Annotated in this window: 19 protein-coding genes and 1 tRNA gene; 18 read left to right on the top strand and 2 right to left on the bottom strand. The window is 71.1% G+C overall.

The annotated features are described in order from the left end of the window. The first annotated feature begins 6 nt into the window (after positions 1 to 6). From Actkin_RS29910 to rplA, 5 genes are all read left to right on the top strand, one after another. Positions 7 to 1,110: an aminotransferase-like domain-containing protein gene (locus Actkin_RS29910; protein ID WP_189209460.1), complete on the top strand. Its 1,104-nt coding sequence runs from the start codon at positions 7 to 9 to the stop codon at positions 1,108 to 1,110. Positions 1,111 to 1,275: 165 nt separating this feature from the next. Continuing rightward, positions 1,276 to 1,348 (top strand) — tRNA-Trp (locus Actkin_RS29905). Positions 1,349 to 1,417: 69 nt separating this feature from the next. Beyond that, positions 1,418 to 1,858: a preprotein translocase subunit SecE gene (gene secE, locus Actkin_RS29900; RefSeq protein WP_189209461.1), complete on the top strand. Its 441-nt coding sequence runs from the start codon at positions 1,418 to 1,420 to the stop codon at positions 1,856 to 1,858. Positions 1,859 to 1,892: 34 nt separating this feature from the next. After that, positions 1,893 to 2,699, top strand: a complete 807-nt coding sequence (nusG, locus tag Actkin_RS29895) for a transcription termination/antitermination protein NusG (protein ID WP_396122901.1) — start codon at positions 1,893 to 1,895, stop codon at positions 2,697 to 2,699. A 78-nt stretch (positions 2,700 to 2,777) separates the two neighbouring features. Further along, positions 2,778 to 3,497, top strand: a complete 720-nt coding sequence (gene rplA, locus Actkin_RS29890) for a 50S ribosomal protein L1 (RefSeq protein WP_189209463.1) — start codon at positions 2,778 to 2,780, stop codon at positions 3,495 to 3,497. A 53-nt stretch (positions 3,498 to 3,550) separates the two neighbouring features. On the opposite strand, the gene Actkin_RS29885 is transcribed toward rplA, so the two are convergent. Both Actkin_RS29885 and Actkin_RS29880 read right to left on the bottom strand, forming a co-directional pair. Beyond that, positions 3,551 to 3,769, bottom strand: a complete 219-nt coding sequence (locus Actkin_RS29885; protein WP_189209464.1) for a hypothetical protein — start codon at positions 3,767 to 3,769, stop codon at positions 3,551 to 3,553. Between the two features lie 58 nt (positions 3,770 to 3,827). Further along, complete coding sequence (locus Actkin_RS29880) at positions 3,828 to 4,736, bottom strand: hypothetical protein (protein WP_258905078.1); 909 nt, start codon at positions 4,734 to 4,736, stop codon at positions 3,828 to 3,830. A 242-nt stretch (positions 4,737 to 4,978) separates the two neighbouring features. Here Actkin_RS29880 and rplJ point away from each other — a divergent pair, with 242 nt between their 5' ends. From rplJ to Actkin_RS29815, 13 genes are all read left to right on the top strand, one after another. Beyond that, positions 4,979 to 5,524 (top strand): 50S ribosomal protein L10, encoded by a 546-nt coding sequence (gene rplJ, locus Actkin_RS29875; RefSeq protein WP_189209466.1) that lies wholly within the window; start codon positions 4,979 to 4,981, stop codon positions 5,522 to 5,524. 60 nt (positions 5,525 to 5,584) lie between these two features. After that, positions 5,585 to 5,974: a 50S ribosomal protein L7/L12 gene (gene rplL / locus Actkin_RS29870; RefSeq protein ID WP_189209467.1), complete on the top strand. Its 390-nt coding sequence runs from the start codon at positions 5,585 to 5,587 to the stop codon at positions 5,972 to 5,974. A gap of 112 nt (positions 5,975 to 6,086) precedes the next feature. Then, positions 6,087 to 6,344 (top strand): hypothetical protein, encoded by a 258-nt coding sequence (locus tag Actkin_RS29865; protein ID WP_189209468.1) that lies wholly within the window; start codon positions 6,087 to 6,089, stop codon positions 6,342 to 6,344. After that, entirely contained in the window at positions 6,332 to 6,724 is a 393-nt protein-coding gene (locus tag Actkin_RS29860; protein WP_189209469.1) for a type II toxin-antitoxin system VapC family toxin, read from the top strand. The genes Actkin_RS29865 and Actkin_RS29860 overlap by 13 nt, the downstream gene beginning before the upstream one ends. A 217-nt stretch (positions 6,725 to 6,941) precedes the next feature. Next, the gene (locus tag Actkin_RS29855; RefSeq protein ID WP_258905077.1) at positions 6,942 to 8,075 is read left to right on the top strand and encodes an ABC transporter ATP-binding protein; all 1,134 of its coding nucleotides are present in this window, start codon (positions 6,942 to 6,944) and stop codon (positions 8,073 to 8,075) included. Then, complete coding sequence (locus Actkin_RS29850) at positions 8,072 to 8,863, top strand: MlaE family ABC transporter permease (RefSeq protein WP_189209471.1); 792 nt, start codon at positions 8,072 to 8,074, stop codon at positions 8,861 to 8,863. Before Actkin_RS29855 ends, Actkin_RS29850 begins: the two co-directional genes overlap by 4 nt. A 1-nt stretch (position 8,864) precedes the next feature. Further along, positions 8,865 to 9,701 (top strand): MlaE family ABC transporter permease, encoded by an 837-nt coding sequence (locus tag Actkin_RS29845; RefSeq protein WP_189209472.1) that lies wholly within the window; start codon positions 8,865 to 8,867, stop codon positions 9,699 to 9,701. Beyond that, the gene (locus tag Actkin_RS29840; RefSeq protein ID WP_189209473.1) at positions 9,698 to 11,041 is read left to right on the top strand and encodes an MCE family protein; all 1,344 of its coding nucleotides are present in this window, start codon (positions 9,698 to 9,700) and stop codon (positions 11,039 to 11,041) included. Before Actkin_RS29845 ends, Actkin_RS29840 begins: the two co-directional genes overlap by 4 nt. Then, entirely contained in the window at positions 11,038 to 12,072 is a 1,035-nt protein-coding gene (locus tag Actkin_RS29835; RefSeq protein ID WP_258905076.1) for an MCE family protein, read from the top strand. Before Actkin_RS29840 ends, Actkin_RS29835 begins: the two co-directional genes overlap by 4 nt. Further along, positions 12,069 to 13,061, top strand: coding sequence for an MCE family protein (locus Actkin_RS29830; protein ID WP_189209475.1), 993 nt, complete (start codon positions 12,069 to 12,071; stop codon positions 13,059 to 13,061). The genes Actkin_RS29835 and Actkin_RS29830 overlap by 4 nt, the downstream gene beginning before the upstream one ends. Further along, a complete protein-coding gene (locus tag Actkin_RS29825) occupies positions 13,058 to 14,251 on the top strand; it encodes an MCE family protein (RefSeq protein WP_258905075.1) in 1,194 nt (397 codons plus the stop codon). Before Actkin_RS29830 ends, Actkin_RS29825 begins: the two co-directional genes overlap by 4 nt. Then, positions 14,251 to 15,444 carry an MCE family protein gene (locus Actkin_RS29820; protein ID WP_258905074.1) on the top strand — a complete coding sequence of 398 codons (1,194 nt, stop codon included), beginning with the start codon at positions 14,251 to 14,253 and terminating at the stop codon, positions 15,442 to 15,444. Before Actkin_RS29825 ends, Actkin_RS29820 begins: the two co-directional genes overlap by 1 nt. After that, the gene (locus Actkin_RS29815) at positions 15,444 to 16,700 is read left to right on the top strand and encodes an MCE family protein (protein WP_258905073.1); all 1,257 of its coding nucleotides are present in this window, start codon (positions 15,444 to 15,446) and stop codon (positions 16,698 to 16,700) included. Before Actkin_RS29820 ends, Actkin_RS29815 begins: the two co-directional genes overlap by 1 nt. Positions 16,701 to 16,709: the final 9 nt, after the last annotated feature.

Below are 16,709 nucleotides of genomic sequence, written 5' to 3'. Positions count from 1 at the left end.
GACGCCGTGACGTCCGACCTCATCTCCTTCGCCCGCGGCGCCCCGTCCCTCGACATCGTCGACATCGACGGGCTCAAGGCCGCCGCGGACGCCGCCCTGACCACCGACCCCGGTGGCGCGACCGGATACGGCACCGCCATCGGCTACCCCCCGCTGCGCAAGTTCCTGGCGGAGAAGCACGGCGTCGCCGAGGAGCAGGTGCTGGTCACCAACGGCTCCATGCAGGCGGACGCCTTCCTGTTCGACGAGCTCGTCGAGCCGGGCCGCGCGGTCGTCGTCGAGCGCCCGACCTACGACCGCACGCTGCTCGGCCTGCGCCAGCGCGGCGCGGACGTGCGCGCGGTCACCCTCGACACCGACGGCATCGACACCGAGGAACTGGCCGCCCTGCTGGAGTCCGGGGTGCGCCCGACGTTCGCGCACGTCATCCCGAACTTCCAGAACCCGGCGGGCTACACCCTCAGCGCCGCGAAGCGGGCCCGGCTGGTGGAGCTGGCCGAGGCGCACGACTTCATCGTCTTCGAGGACGACCCGTACGTGCAGATCCGCTTCGCCGGTGAGCCGCTGCCCACCATGCTGGAGCTGGACGGCGGCCGGGGGCGCGTGGTGTACGCCAGCTCGTTCTCCAAGACCGTCGCCCCCGGCGTGCGGGTGGGCTACCTGGTCGGCCCCGCCGACCTCATCGCCCGCATCCGCGTGCGCGCGACCAACACCTACATCTCGCCCAACATGCTCGCCCAGGCGATCGTGTACCGGTTCTGCGTCGACGGCGGCCTGGAGCGCTCGGTGGCCACGGTCAACGCCGCCCTGCGCGAGCGTGCCGACGTGCTGTGCGACGCGCTGGCCAAGCACATCCCGGACGCGCGGTTCACCAAGCCCGACGGCGGCTACTTCATGTGGGTCGAGCTGCCCGATGGCGTGAACGTCGGCGAGCTGCTGACCGCGGCCGAGCAGCGCGGGGTCACCTTCGTCAAGGGCACGGACTTCCTGCTCGACGGCGGCGAGTCGACGCTGCGCATGGCCTACTCCGGCGTGCGGACGGACCAGATCGAGGAGGGCGTCGCGCGCATCGCCGACGCCCTGGGGTCGCTGCGGGTCAGCGCGGGCTGACCCGGCGCCGCCGCGTGGCCGGGACCGGTTTCCGGCCACGCGGCGGCGTGCCGTAGAGTGGCCGGAGCGACTCGACGAGCCGCGACTGGCTGTGCCGCCCGCGGTGCGGCTAGGGTGGGGCACGTCGAACCAGGCGCGGTTCGCCAGTCCGCTGGCGGTTCGCGAAGGGGTGTAGCTCAATTGGCAGAGCAGCGGTCTCCAAAACCGCAGGTTGCAGGTTCAAGTCCTGTCGCCCCTGCGTTTGACGTCCGGTGCGGCTGACCGTCGCACCGGATGCGAGGTCAGCACACCGAGCGGAGGAACTGGCGTGGCCGACGAAGTGGAGCGGGAAGAGGGCGCCGAGCGTCCGGCTCGTCCCGCGGGCGCCGCGTCCCGGCGGGAGCGGCGCGGAGCCGCCCGCCCGGCGGGCCGCTCGGACGGCGACAAGGCCGCCGACAAGCCCACCGCGAAGGCGTCCGCCAAGTCGGTGGGCAAGGCCAAGCCCGGGAAGGCCGACGCGGACGCGGCGGACCGCAAGGGCAGGCCCACCCCCGCCCGGGACCGCAAGGACACCCGGGTGGGCTTCCTCGGCCGCATCGGGCGGTTCCTGCGCGAGGTCGTCGCCGAGCTGAAGAAGGTCATCTGGCCGACGCGCAAGCAGATGATCACCTACACCGCCGTGGTGCTGGTGTTCGTGGCGTTCATGATCGCGGTGATCTCCGGCCTGGACCTGGCGCTCGGCAAGGGCGTGCTCTGGCTCTTCGGCTAGACCGCGTGATGGACGAAAGGAAGCGGGACCAACAGTGACCTCCGAGAACGGCGCCGTCGGCGGCGAGCTGACCAGCCCGCCCGACGACGACCAGGTGTACGCCGACGAGCAGGCCGCGGACACCGAGCCGGAGCAGGCGCAGGAGTCCCCGGACGACGCCGCCGACGCGGCGGACGAGCAGGCTGTCGACGCGGCGGAAGCCCAGGCCGATGACGAGCAGGCCGACGACGAGGTCGACCCGGCCGCCCAGATGCGCGAGGCGCTGCGCCGCGCGCCGGGCGAGTGGTACGTCGTGCACTCCTACGCGGGCTACGAGAACAAGGTCAAGACCAACCTCGAGACCCGGATCCAGACCCTGGACATGGAGGAGTACATCTTCCAGGTCGAGGTGCCGACCGAAGAGGTCACCGAGATCAAGAACGGCCAGCGCAAGCAGGTGCAGCGCAAGGTGCTGCCCGGCTACATCCTGGTCAGGATGGACCTCAACGACGGGTCGTGGTCCGCGGTGCGCAACACCCCGGGCGTGACCGGGTTCGTCGGCGCGACGAACAAGCCGTCGCCGCTGACCATCGACGAGGTGCTCAAGTTCCTGCTCCCGCAGGTCGAGCGCGAGAAGCCCGCCGCGGCGGGCAAGGCGGCCACCGCCACGGCGGCCCGGCCCACCGTCGAGGTCGACTTCGAGATCGGCGAGTCGGTCACCGTCATGGACGGCCCGTTCGCCACGCTGCCCGCGACGATCTCCGAGGTCAACGCCGACCAGCAGAAGCTCAAGGTCCTGGTGTCGATCTTCGGCCGGGAGACCCCGGTCGAGCTGTCGTTCACCCAGGTCTCCAAGATCTGACGCCCCGCCGGGGTGTCTTTCGTGGGAGGGCCAATGCGCGGCCCGCACCACAACTGATCCGCTAGGTAAGGAACAGCAATGGCAAAGCGCAGCAAGGCATACGCCGAGGCGGCCAAGCTCATCGACAAGGCCAAGCTCTACTCCCCGCTCGAGGCGGCGAAGCTGGCCAAGGAGACCTCCAAGGTCAAGCTGGACGCCACCGTCGAGGTCGCGATGCGGCTCGGCGTCGACCCCCGCAAGGCCGACCAGATGGTCCGCGGCACCGTCAACCTGCCGCACGGCACCGGCAAGACGGCCCGCGTGATCGTGTTCGCCGTCGGCGACAAGGCCGCCGAGGCCGAGGCCGCCGGCGCCGACGCGGTGGGCGCGGAGGACCTGATCGAGCGCATCCAGGGCGGCTGGCTGGACTTCGACGCCGCGATCGCCACCCCGGACCAGATGGCCAAGGTCGGCCGGATCGCCCGCATCCTCGGCCCGCGCGGCCTGATGCCGAACCCGAAGACCGGCACCGTGACCCCGGACGTCACCAAGGCCGTCAACGACATCAAGGGCGGCAAGATCAACTTCCGGGTGGACAAGCAGGCCAACCTGCACCTGGTGATCGGCAAGGCGTCGTTCGACCACGCCAAGCTGGTGGAGAACTACGCCGCCGCGCTCGACGAGATCCTGCGCGCCAAGCCCTCGGCGGCCAAGGGCCGCTACGTCAAGAAGGTGACCTTCACCACGACGATGGGCCCCGGCATCCCGGTCGACCCGACCCGGACCCGCAACCTGCTCGAAGAGGACGCCCAGGCCTGATCCTGGTTCTGTCGACGGGCCCCGCCGGTACTCCGGCGGGGCCCGTCGGTCTCTCACGCCCGGGACTTGCGGCTCTCGAGCAGTTCCAAGAGCGCGGCCGCGACCACGATCACGGCGACGGAGACGATCCACCAGTACGGCTCGGGCAGCCGGAGCGGGAGGGCGAGGACCGGATTCCAGTCGAACACCCGCGACACCAGCGGCACCACGCCCTCGTAGATCCCGACGACGAACACGACGGCCTGTAGCGCCTCGATCCCCCTGCGTTCCATGAGTCGAACCTAGCGCTGACCGGTGTCGCCGCGGTTCTTACTGGCGAACTAGGCCGCTTTACCGGCAATCGGCTGCCTCTTTGCGGTGGCCGGAGATGATCCACTGGTTGCTGAGCGACCCGGGGATGATCCGGAGGGTGAACTCGCCGAGCCGGGGCCCCGCGCTGATCTGCAGCTCGCAGGAGGAGACGACCACGGTCCCGTCCGCGCCGGGCCGCAGGTCGACGGCGGCCGGGAAGACCGGCCGGGCGTACGCGCTGGCGTCGGTGACCTCGTCGTGCAGCCTGCGGATGGCGGTCGGGCAGTCGGGCGCGTTGAAGTGGTCGGCGAAGAGTTGAGCCAGCTCCTCGGTCTCGAACCGCGTGCAGGCGTCGGGAAGCGTGGCCTGGGCGACGTTGTTGTAGATCATCCGGATCGCCTCGCGCGGGGACTCGGCGAACAGGACCGTGCGCGAGGCCTTGCCGCCGCCGGTCTCCGAGGCGGGCAGGTCGGCGTCGGGGTTGCCGAAGTAGTGGTCGACCGCCCAGCTCGCGGCGATGAGGAGCAGGAGCAGGACGACCAGGCGGCGCACCCACCGGTTGAAGACGAGCTTGCGCCACAACGGTTTCCCGGCCCGCCTGGGCGGCGGAGCCTGGCCCTGGGCCTCCTCGAACCGCTTGAACTCCTGGAACTCCTGAAAGCGCCGCCACTGTTCGGCGTCGAACGCCTCCCCGGGGACGACGGCGGGGGGAGGGGTGGCGCCGGGCGGCGGCCCGTGGGGATGCGCGCCCGGGGCGGACGGCCGGTCGGGACGGGCGGCGGGGAAGGCCTGCTCGGCGGGAGAGGGGTTGCCGCCGGGAGTGGATGGCCAGTCCGGGCGGGCGGCGGGGAAGGGCGGATCGGGTGGGGCGCTCGGGGGCTGCTCGGCGGGACGCGGGCCCGGGGGTGGGCCGGGCTGGTCGCGCGGGGGCTGCTCGTCGTCGGCCACGGACATCATCATGCCCTGTCGGCGGGGGCGATTTGGAACGCGTCGCGGGTGGCGCGTAGTCTTGTCGAGGTTTCACCGAAGACCGCTGGTTCCTCTTCGATCCCGGAGAGGTGAAATGCCCCGAGTGGGCGGCCCGCGCAGGGGGAACGGGTTGGTCTCTTCTCACGCCCCGTGCCGTCCTGCGCCGGGGCGTTCGTCGTCTCTGGGCTTCCGGCGTCAGCCCAACGAGAGGAGGCGACACCATGGCGAAGCCCGACAAGGTGGCCGCTGTCGACGAGATCGCGGACCGGTTCCGCAGCAGCTCGGCGGCCGTCGTCACCGAGTACAGCGGCCTCACCGTGTCGCAGCTGACCACGCTGCGTCGCGCTCTCGGCACCGGCGCGTCCTACCGCGTCGCGAAGAACACCCTGGTCAAGCGCGCTGCCGAGGAGGCGGGCGTCACCGGCCTGGAGAGCCTGTTCGTCGGTCCCACCGCCATCGCCTTCATCGAGGGCGAGCCGGTGGACGCGGCCAAGGCGCTGCGCGATTTCGCCAAGGACAACAAGGGTCTGGTCATCAAGGGCGGCTACATGGACGGCCGCCCGCTCACCGTCGAAGAGGTCACCCGCATCGCGGACCTCGAGACGCGTGAGGTGCTGCTCGCCAAGCTGGCGGGCGCGATGAAGGGCAACCTGAGCAAGGCCGCTGGCCTGTTCGCCGCCCCGGCGTCCCAGGTCGCCCGCCTGGCCGCCGCCCTGCGCGACAAGAAGGCCGAAGGCGCTCCCGCCGACGAGCCTGCCGAGAGCTGATCCACCACCCGGATAACCCGCGCCCGGAGCACCGGGTGTGCACGTGAAAGGAACGCCACCATGGCGAAGCTGAGCAACGACGACCTGCTCGACGCCTTCAAGGAGATGACCCTCCTGGAGCTGTCGGAGTTCGTGAAGCTGTTCGAGGAGACCTTCGAGGTCACCGCCGCCGCCCCGGTCGCCGTCGCGGCCGCCCCGGCGCAGGGTGGCGCCGCCGCCCCGGCCGAGGAGGAGAAGGACTCCTTCGACGTCATCCTCGAGGGCGCTGGCGACAAGAAGATCCAGGTCATCAAGGTCGTCCGCGAGGTCGTCACCGGCCTGGGCCTGAAGGAGGCCAAGGAGCTGGTCGAGGCCGCCCCGAAGCCCATCCTCGAGGGCGTCAAGAAGGACGTCGCCGACGCGGCCAAGGAGAAGCTGGAGGCCGCGGGCGCCAAGATCAGCCTCAAGTGATCTCGGCGTAGCGCCTCGCTCGAAGGCCCGGTCCCCGGTGGGGCGCCGGGCCTTCGGCTTGTCCGCACCGGCAAGGTGTTGCACCTTTGCGGAGAAGTGCGACACTTGGCCGGTGCCCACGGAGAACCCGCGCCACACGATCACCGAGGACGAGGTGGTCCGCGCCGCGCTGGACGAGGCCGCGCTGCGCTGGCCGGAGCTGCGGGACCGGCCGAGCAAGCTGCTGCGCAGGCTGGTCGCGGAGGGGCACCGCGCCATCCGCGAGTCCGCGGACGGCAGGCGCGCCGCCGTCATCGCCACCTCCGGCATCGCCACCGGCGCCTACGGCCCCGGCCACCTCGGTGAGCTGCGCGACGAGTGGCCGTCGTGATCGTCGTCGACGCGGGCGTGCTCATCGCGCACTTCGACCGCACCGAGGTCCACCACGAGCGGGCCACGCGGCTGCTGCTCGCCACCGGCGACGAGCCGCTGCGCATGGGCGCGCTGACCATGGCCGAGGTGCTGGTCGGCCCGTGCAAGACCGGCACGGAGGACACCGTGCGCCGCGCCATGGACCAGCTCGGCCTGCAGGTCGTGGGCCTGTCGTCGTCGCAGGTGGCGGCCCTGGCCGGACTGCGCGCCACCACCGGCCTCCCGATGCCGGACTGCTGCTCGCTGCTCACCGCGGAGACCTACGGCGCGAAGCTGGCGACCTTCGATGACCGATTGATGCGGATCGCCGCCGTCCGGGCGGTCCACGTCCTCTCCTGAGCCACCGAACGGGTGTGCGCGGTGCTGCGTTCCGCCCGCGACAGCACTCTGTGTGGTGCGCGTCATAGCCCCCTTGAACCAGGCAAGGGCCGAACAGGTACGTTCTGAACTCCGCAGTAACTTCAGCAGTAACCAGTGCCTGTCGCCGTCGTTGCACCTGGGTAGCAACGCCGAGCGGGCGGCGGGCGTTGACGGCGGGAAGTCGGGAGGGTCGCGGATGGGCGCCGAGGTGGTCATCGAGGGGCTGACGAAGTCCTTCGGCAGGCAGGCCATCTGGCGGGACGTCTCCCTGACGCTCCCGCCGGGCGAGGTCTCGGTCATGCTCGGGCCCTCCGGCACCGGCAAGTCCGTCTTCCTGAAGTCGATGATCGGCCTGCTCAAGCCCGACCGCGGCTCCTGCCTCATCAACGGCGTCGACATCGTCACCTGTTCCGAACAGCAGCTCTATGAGACCCGCAAGCTGTTCGGCGTGCTGTTCCAGGACGGCGCGCTGTTCGGCTCGATGAACCTGTTCGACAACGTCGCCTTCCCGCTGCGCGAGCACACCCGCAAGTCCGAGGCCGAGATCAAGCGGATCGTCCTCGAGAAGCTGGAGATGACGGGCCTGCAGGGCGCGGAGAAGAAGCTGCCCGGCGAGATCTCCGGCGGCATGCGCAAGCGCGCCGGGCTGGCCCGCGCGCTGGTGCTGGACCCGGAGATCATCCTCTGCGACGAGCCCGACTCCGGCCTCGACCCGGTCCGCACGGCTTACCTGAGCCAGCTCCTCATCGACCTCAATGCCCAGATCGACGCGACGATCCTCATCGTCACGCACAACATCAACCTCGCCCGCACCGTCCCGGACAACCTGGGCATGCTGTTCCGCAAGGAGCTGGTCATGTTCGGGCCCCGCGAGGTGCTGCTGACCAGCGACGAGCCCGTCGTCGAGCAGTTCCTCAACGGCAGGCGGCTCGGCCCCATCGGCATGTCGGAGGAGAAGGACGCCGCGACGATGGCCGCCGAGCAGGCGCACGCCGCGGCGGGCCACTCCGACGGGTCGCCGGAGGAGGACCTGCGCGGCATCGTCCCGCAGATCGAGCCGACGCCGGGGCTGCCGGAGCGCCAGGCCGTGCGCCGCCGCAAGGACCGCGTCATGCGGATCCTGCACGAGCTGCCGCCCGCCGCGCAGGAGGGCATCATCGCCTCCCTGACCCCCGAGGAGCAGCGCCGCTACGGCGTGCGCGCGGGCGCCCACGCCGCGGGGAGGCCGCGCGTCGCGGTGCCCAGCCCGACGCCGAGGACGGGGTTCAGCGGCTCGCTCGCCGACACGGACGTGGCGAACCTGCCGCGCACCGACTGGGGATCGCGATGACGGCGCGCACCGCGCGCCCGATGCCCGGCGCGGGGGCGCTGCGGGAGACCGGCAGGCTGTTCGCGCTCGGCCTCGACGTCGCGGTCAACATCTTCAAGCGGCCGTTCCAGTTCCGCGAGTTCATCCAGCAGTGCTGGTTCATCGCCAGCGTCACGATCCTGCCGACCGCGCTCGTCGCCATCCCGTTCGGCGCGATCGTCGCGCTGCAGCTGGGCACGCTGATCGTCCAGCTCGGCGCGCAGAGCTTCACCGGGGCGGCCAGCGTGCTGGCGATCATCCAGCAGGCCGCGCCGCTGGTGACCGCGCTGCTGGTGGCGGGCGCGGGCGGCAGCGCGATCTGCGCCGACATCGGCTCGCGCACCATCCGCGAGGAGATCGACGCGATGGAGGTGCTGGGCGTCTCGCCGATCCAGCGCCTGATCGTGCCCAGGGTGCTCGCCGCGATGCTGGTCGCCGTGCTGCTCAACGGCCTGGTCAGCGTGGTCGGCGTGATGGGCGGCTACTTCTTCAACGTCGTGCTGCAGGGCGGGACGCCGGGCGCGTACCTGGCCAGCTTCTCGGCCCTGGCGCAGCTGCCGGACCTGTGGATCAGCGAGCTCAAGGCGCTGATCTTCGGCTTCATCGCGGGCGTGGTCGCCGCCTACCGCGGCCTGAACCCGAAGGGCGGCCCCAAGGGCGTCGGCGACGCGGTGAACCAGTCCGTCGTCATCACGTTCCTGCTGCTGTTCTTCGTCAACTTCGTGCTGACCGCGGTGTACCTGCAGGTCGTCCCGGCGAAGGGGAGCTGAGATGACGCCACTGGACACCGCGCGCAAGGTCGTCGAGAAGCCGCTCGGCGCCCTCGACGACCTCGGCGACCAGCTCTCCTTCTACGTCCGCGCGCTCGCCTGGATCCCGAGGGCGCTGCGCCGGTACATGCGCGAGACGATGCGGCTGCTCGCCGAGGTGAGCTTCGGCTCCGGCGCGCTCGCCGTCATCGGCGGCACCGTCGGCGTCATGGTCGGGCTGACCGTGTTCACCGGCGTCGTGGTCGGCATGCAGGGCTACGCCGCGCTCGACCAGATCGGCACCGCGGCGTTCTCCGGGTTCGCCTCGGCCTACATCAACACCCGCGAGGTCGCGCCGCTGGTCGCCGGGCTCGCGCTGTCGGCGACCGTCGGCGCGGGCTTCACCGCCCAGCTCGGCGCGATGCGCATCTCCGAGGAGATCGACGCGCTGGAGGTCATGGCGGTCCCGAGCCTGCCGTTCCTGGTGACGACCCGGATCATCGCGGGCTTCATCGCGGTGATCCCGCTCTACATCATCGGGCTGCTGACGTCCTATCTGGCGTCACGGACGATCATCGTGCACTTCTACCAGCAGTCGGCGGGCACCTACGACCACTACTTCAACCTGTTCCTCCCACCCGAGGACGTGTTCTGGTCGTTCGGCAAGGTGCTGATCTTCGCGGTGATCATCATCCTGTCGCACTGCTACTACGGCTACACCGCCAGCGGCGGCCCCGCTGGCGTGGGCGTGGCCGTGGGCCGCGCGGTCCGGATGACGATCGTGACCGTGGCGCTGGTCAACTTCTTCATCGGCTTCGCCATCTGGGGCACCACGACGACGGTGAGGATCGCGGGATGAGCGGCTTCGCGACGACCCTCAAGCGCAGGCTGTGGGGCCTGGCGTTCATCGCGGTGATCGCCGGGCTGGTCAGCCTCAGCATCGCGATGTACAACAAGGCGTTCACGCCGGTCGCCATGGTCACGCTGACCACGGACAAGGTCGGCAACCAGCTCGCCGTGCACTCCGACGTGAAGGTGCGCGGGCTCATCGTCGGCGAGGTCCGCCGGATCACCCCGACGGCGACCGGCGCGGAGCTGGACCTGGCCATCGACCCGGAGAAGATCGACGTCATCCCGGCGAACGTCTCCGCCCGGTTCCTGCCCAAGACCCTCTTCGGCGAGCGCTATGTCGCGCTGCAGATCCCCGACGAGCCGGTGTCCGCCCCGCTCGCCGCGGGCGCGGTCATCCCGCAGGACACCTCGGTGGAGGCCGTCGAGCTGGAGCAGGCGTTCGAGAGCCTGCTGCCGGTGCTGCAGGCCGTGCAGCCGCAGAAGCTCTCCAGCACCCTGACCGCGATCTCCACCGCCCTGGAGGGCCGCGGCGAGCAGCTGGGCGAGACGCTGTCCGAGCTGGGGGAGCTGGTCGGCGAGCTGAACCCGCACCTGCCCCAGCTGCGCGAGGACCTGGCCAAGCTGGCCGAGGTCAGCGACACCTACAGCGACGCGGCGCCGGACCTCATCCAGGCCCTGTCGGACATGACCGTCACCTCCCGGACCGTCGCCGAGCAGCGCGGCAACCTCGACGCGGTGTTCGCCACGGTGACCACGGCGGGCCGCGACCTCGACGCGTTCCTGCGGGCCAACCGGTCGAACCTGATCATGCTCGCGGACACCTCGCGGCCGACGCTGGAGACGCTGGCCCGGTACTCCCCGGAGTACCCGTGCCTGCTCAAGCTGATGGCCGAGAACGTCGACGCGCTCGACGTGGCCTTCGGCAAGGGCACCAACAAGCCCGGCCTGCACGCCACCATCGAGGTCACCGTCAACCGCGGCCCGTACAAGCCCGGCGTCGACGAGCCGCGCTACGCCGAGGACCGCGGCCCGCGCTGCTACGACTTCGCGGAGTTCCCGAGCCCGTTCCCGCAGGCCCCGCCGGACGGCCCGCTCAACGACGGCTCGTCGTTCCCGCCGCCCGCCCGGCCCGCTGGCGACGGCCTGATCCCGCCGCAGAACACCGAGAAGACCACGCCCAGCGCCGCGGACGGCGGCGGGCTCGGCCTGCCGAACTCGCCGGAGGAGGTCGCCTTCGTGAACCAGCTGCTGGCGCCCGGCATGGGCGTCGAGGCCCACCAGGTGCCGACGTGGAGCACGCTGCTGCTCGGCCCGGCGCTGCGCGGCTCGGAGGTGAGCTTCGAGTGAGGAGCCTCGCCGCGCCGCTGGTCAAGCTGGCCCTGTTCATGGCGGTCACGGTCGCCGCGACGGCCGTGCTGGCCATCAGCATCGCCAACGTCAACCTCAGCGAGACGACCACCTACAAGGCCCGGTTCACCGACGCCACGCTGCTGCTGCCCGGTGACGACGTGCGCATCGCCGGCGTGCGGGTCGGCCAGGTCGAGGAGGTGTCCATCGTGGACCGCAACCTCGCGATGGTCGAGTTCTCCGTGGCCGCCGAGCGCAGGCTGCCCGCGTCGGTCGGCGCGCAGATCAAGTTCCGCAACCTCGTCGGCCAGCGGTACGTCTCGCTGACCCAGGGCGCGGGGCACGACCCCAACGCCGTGCTGGAGCCGGGCGCGGAGATCCCGCTGGAGCGCACCCGGCCCGCGCTGGACCTGACCGAGCTGTTCAACGGGTTCAAGCCGCTGTTCCGGGCGCTCTCGCCCGAGCAGGTCAACCAGCTCAGCTACGAGATCATCCAGGTGCTGCAGGGCGAGGGCGGCACGGTCGAGTCGCTGCTGTCCCACACGGCCTCGCTGACCAGCACCATCGCCGCCAAGGACGAGGTCATCGGCCAGGTCATCGGCAACCTCAACGGAGTGCTCGACACCGTCAACGCCCGGGGCGAGCAGCTGTCGGAGGTGCTGGTGACGGTCCAGCAGCTGGTCAGCGGCCTGGCCGAGGACCGCGAGCCGATCGGCGACGCCATCGAGGCCATCGGCGGGCTCGCCGACACCACCTCGGGCCTACTCGCCGACGCGCGCGCGCCGCTCAAGCAGGACATCGCCCACCTCGGCACGCTCGTCGACACCCTCAACGAGCACGAGCCGGTGGTCGAGCACTTCATCCGGTTCCTGCCGGAGAAGACCGCCGCGCTGACCCGCACGGCCAGCTACGGCTCCTGGTTCAACTTCTACCTCTGCGAAGCCTCCGGCGACATCGGCGTGCCCGGGCTGATCGAGCAGCCCATCAACCTGCCGCTGCTGCCCGCGAACCAGGCGAGGTGCACGGAATGAGGTCCTTCCGCTCCCGCAATCCCGTCCCCATCGGGATCGTCAGCCTCCTGGTGATCGGCCTGGTGCTGGTCGCCGCGGTCAACTCCGACGACCTGCCGGTCATCGGCGGCGGCACCACCTACAGCGCGGAGTTCCGCGAGGCGGCGGGCATCCAGGCCGACGACGAGGTGCGCATCGCGGGCATCAAGGTCGGCTCGGTCTCCGACGTCGAGCTCGACGGCGACCGCGTCGTGGTGTCGTTCAAGGTCAAGGACGCCTGGGTCGGCGACCGCAGCCGCGCCGACATCAAGATCAAGACGCTGCTGGGCCAGAAGTACCTCTCGCTCGACCCGGACGGCGACGCCGTGCTCGACCCCGGCACCCGCATCCCGCTGGAGCGCACGAGCGCGCCCTACGACGTGCTGGAGGCCTTCCGCGGGCTGGCCGACACCGTCAACGAGGTCGACACCGTCCAGCTCGCCAAGAGCTTCGAGGTCATCGCCGAGACCTTCGCCGACACCCCGGAGGAGGTCGGGGCCGCGCTGTCGGGCCTGCGGTCGCTGTCGGAGACGATCAGCTCCCGCGACCGCGAGCTGGCCAGGCTGCTGGCCAACACCCGCCAGGTCAGCCAGACCCTGGCCGACCGCGACGCCGAGCTGGTCCGGCTGCTGACCGACGGCAACCTGCTGCTCACCGAGATCAACAACCGGCGCAACGCGATCTCGACGCTGCTCAGCGGCACCCGCGCGCTGGCCAAGGAGCTGCAGGGCCTGGTCGCCGACAACTCCGAGCAGCTGGGGCCGGTGCTGGAGAGCCTCGACCAGCTGACCGCGATGCTGCAGCGCAACCAGGAGGCGCTGGGCGAGGGCATCCGGAAGTTCGCCCCGTTCGTGCGGCAGTTCAACAACGCGATCGGCAACGGCCGCTGGTTCGACAACTACATCTGCGGCCTGCTGCCGCCCGCCATCGGCGCGATCAACCAGCCGGGCTGTCTGGGGAGGCCGTCATGAGCAGGTTCGCGACCAAGGCGGGGCACGACCTGGCGCGCGCGGTCGCGATCGCCTGCGTGCTCGGCCTCGTGCTGGCCACCGCGCTCTGGTACTTCCTGCGCGAGGCCAACGAGCGCTCCTACACCGCGATGTTCGCGGGCACCGTCGGCCTCTACGAGGACAACGACGTGCGCGTGCTCGGGGTGAAGGTCGGCAGCATCGACGAGATCATCCCGCGCGGCGACGTCGTCGAGGTGCGGATGAGCGTGGACCGCGCGGTCGACATCCCGGCGAACGCCCAGGCGGTCATCGTGGCGCCGTCGCTGGTCTCCGACCGCTACGTCCAGCTGACCCCCGCCTACACCGGCGGCGAGGTGCTGGCCGCGGGCACCGTCATCCCGCGCGAGCGCACCGCCACCCCGCTGGAGGTCGACGACCTCTACGCCAGCCTCTCCCGGGTCAGCGAGACCCTCGGCCCGAACGGCGCCAACAAGGACGGCGCGCTGTCGGACCTGCTGAGCACCATGGCCGCCAACCTGGAGGGCAACGGCAAGGCGCTCAACGACACGATCACCTCGCTCGGGCAGCTGTCCACCACGCTCTCGGGCAACTCCGACGACCTGTTCGCCACCGTGGAGAACCTGCAGAAGCTCACCACCACGCTGGCGGGCAGCGACCAGGCGGTCAACGACTTCAACGTCCAGCTCGCGCAGGCCTCGGAGTTCCTGGCCAGCGAGCGCGGCAACCTCGCCGCCGCCGTCGACCAGCTCGGGATCGCCCTGGGCGTGGTGCAGAAGTTCATCGACGACAACCGCGGCGCGCTGAAGTCCAACGTGGACAAGCTGGCCTCGATCACCGGCGTGCTGGTCGAGCAGCGGGCGGCGCTGGCCGAGACCCTGGACATCGCCCCGCTGGCGCTGAGCAACATCGTCAACTCCTACAACGCGTCCTCCGGCACCCTGGACGCCCGGTCCAACATCAACGAGCTGACGAACCCGCCCATCGTCACCCTGTGCAACCTGGTCAAGCAGACCCCGCCGCAGGAGCTGCCGAACCCGCTGGCCGACGCGTGCGCGCAGCTCGCGCCGATCCTGCAGGGCGTGGTGCCGCTGCCCTCGCCCGCCCAGGTCATCGACGGCATGCGCAAGGGCCAGCTGCCCATGCTGCCGCTGCCGATCGCGGGCGACCCGCTGAGCTCGGGAGGCAACTGATGCCCGTGAAGCGCACGCTGATGGCCGTGCTCGGCTCGGCCGCCCTGGTCTCCGGGTGCGGGTTCACCGGCATCTACGACCTGCCGCTGCCCGGCGGCGCCGACCTCGGCGGCGAGCCGTACTCGGTGCGCGTGCAGTTCCGCGACGTGCTCGACCTGGTGCCGCAGTCCGCGGTGAAGGTCAACGAGGTCGCCGTGGGCCGGGTCGACACCGTCTCGCTGGCCCCCGACGGCTGGACGGCCGAGCTGACCCTGCTGGTCAACGGCGACGTCAAGCTGCCTGCCAACGCCCTGGCCAAGATCCGCCAGTCCAGTCTGCTCGGCGAGAAGTACGTCGAGCTGAGCCCGCCGTCGGACCCGCGGGGCTCCTTGGCGGACGGGGCGCTGATCCCGGTGGAGCGGACCAACCGCAACACCGAGGTCGAGGAGGTGCTCGGCGCCCTGTCGATGCTGCTCAACGGCGGCGGCGTCGAGCAGCTGCAGGACATCGCCAAAGAGGTGAACGCCGCCCTGGCGGGCAACGAGGACGACATCAAGGCCCTGCTCGACAACCTCAACACCGCCGTCGCCACGCTCGACGCGGGCAAGGACGACATCACCCGCGCCCTCGACGGCATCAACCGGCTCGCCGCGACGCTGAACGCCCAGCGCGACCAGATCGCGGGCGTCATCGACGACATCGGACCCGGCCTGGCCGTGCTGCACGAGCAGCGCCGCCAGCTCGTGACCATGCTGCAGAGCCTGGAGTCGCTGGGCGAGGTCGCCGTCGACACGGTCAACCGCAGCCACGCCGACCTCGTGGCCGACCTGAAGGCGCTGGCCCCGACCCTGCAGAAGCTCGGCGAGGCGGGCGCGGACCTGCCCAAGTCGCTGGAGCTGCTGCTGACCTTCCCGTTCACCGACCAGGCGGCCAAGGGCGTCAAGGGCGACTACTTCAACCTCTACGCCAAGCTCGACCTCGACCTGACCAACGTGCTGGACAACCTGGGCCGCAGCAGGCAGAACCCGCTGCAGGACCTGGGCCTGCCCGACCAGCTCGGCGGTCTGGCGGGCGGGCAGGACGGGGTGCCGGAGAACGCGCCCGACCCGCTGCCGCTGCCCTCGGTGACCCCGCAGACGCCCGCCGCCCAGCCGCCGTCGGGCGGGACGCCCGGCGGCAGCATCTTCGACGTCCTGCTGGGAGGCGGCGCCTGATGCTGACCAGGACAGTGCGGCTGCAGCTCGTCGCCTTCTTCGTGATCGCCGTGGTCGCGGTCGTCTACGCGCTTTTCCGGTTCACCGAGATCGGCAGGGCGTTCGGCGCCAACGGCTACCGGGTGACCATGGAGCTGGCCGACTCCGGCGGGATCTTCACCAACGCCGAGGTCACCTACCGCGGGGTCAACGTCGGGCGGGTCGGCGACATCCGGCTCACCCGCGAGGGCATCGAGGTGGACCTGAACATCGAGCCCGAGGCCCCGCCGATCCCGGCCGACCTCGACGCCGTGGTCGCCAACCGCTCCGCCGTGGGCGAGCAGTACGTCGACCTGCGGCCGCGCCACGACGGCGGGGAGCCGCTGGCCGAGGGCGCGCGCATCACCGACGACCGCACCTCCGTCCCGGTCGGCACCGACAAGGTCATCCGCGACCTGGACGGTCTCGCGTCGTCCGTGCCGGTCGACGACCTGCGCGTGGTGGTCGACGAGCTGCACCAGGCGTTCACCGGGACCGGCGACGACCTGCAGGCCCTGCTCGACAGCACCGGCGAGTTCACCGCCGCCGCCCGCGCCGCGCTGCCGGAGACGGTGAAGCTGATCGAGGACGGCGCGATCGTGCTCGACACCCAGCTGGCGCAGTCGGGCAACATCAAGAGCTTCGCCGAGGACCTGCGCCTGCTCGGCGAGCAACTGCGCGGCTCCGACGCCGACATCCGCGAGCTGATCGCGGCCGCGCCGCCCGCCGCGGCGTCGGTCACCGGCCTGCTGCGCGAGACCGGGCCGGGGCTGGGCGTGCTGGTGGCGAACCTGCTGACCACGTCCAACCTGATGGTGACCCGCCAGGACGGCCTCGAACTCGCGCTGGTCGCCTACCCGGTGGTGGCCGTCGGCCCGAAGACGGTCGTGCCCGGCGACGGCACCGCCCACCTGGGCCTGGCGCTGAACCTGTTCGACCCGCCGCCGTGCACCCGCGGCTACGAGGGCACCAAGCAGCGCGCGGGCAACGAGCTGGAGCCGGTGCCGGAGAACTCCCAGGCGTACTGCGCCGAGCCGGTGGGCAGCCCCATCAGCGTCCGCGGCTCGCAGAACGCGCCCTACGGGGGCAAGCCCGTGCAGCCGACCCCCGACCAGCTCGAGGACAACGCCGACCGGCCGAGCGAGCAGCTCGCCGAGCTGGCGGGCGTGCCGGGCGTGGTCACCCAACCCGGTATCGGCAACCCCATCGGGCTGGCCGGCCTGCTCGGCCTCGGCTGACCTACGTAC

This window comes from Actinokineospora sp. UTMC 2448 (genome assembly GCF_024760565.1).
Taxonomy (GTDB): Bacteria; Actinomycetota; Actinomycetes; order Mycobacteriales; family Pseudonocardiaceae; genus Actinokineospora; species Actinokineospora fastidiosa.
This window is presented reverse-complemented; position numbering and strand designations above follow the sequence as displayed.